This is a genomic window from Bacillus cereus group sp. BfR-BA-01382 (genome assembly GCF_022663475.1).
Lineage (GTDB): Bacteria > Bacillota > Bacilli > Bacillales > Bacillaceae_G > Bacillus_A > Bacillus_A thuringiensis_S.
In genome coordinates, this window is the sequence record NZ_JAKUFQ010000478.1 from 1 (window position 1) to 202 (window position 202).

Below are 202 nucleotides of genomic sequence, written 5' to 3' on the forward strand. Positions count from 1 at the left end.
AATCAGCAAGGGAACAACGGAAGAGGATCTCAACAAGGAAATAATGGGAATCAGCAAGGAAACAATGGAAGAGGACCCCAGAAAGAAAATGATGGAAACGAGCAAGGGAACAATGGTAGGGGGTCTCAACAAGAAAATAGGGGCCACCAGCAAGGGAATGAAAAGAAGAATCAATAGAATATGGAAGTGAGAGATTCATTTC

The 202-nt window shown here is 42.6% G+C and carries 1 pseudogene; it reads left to right on the forward strand.

Annotated elements, in window-relative coordinates:
- Positions 1–190: pseudogene (locus tag MR160_RS34775) on the forward strand (FMRFamide neuropeptide); the annotation flags it as partial.
- Positions 191–202 lie beyond the last annotated feature (12 nt).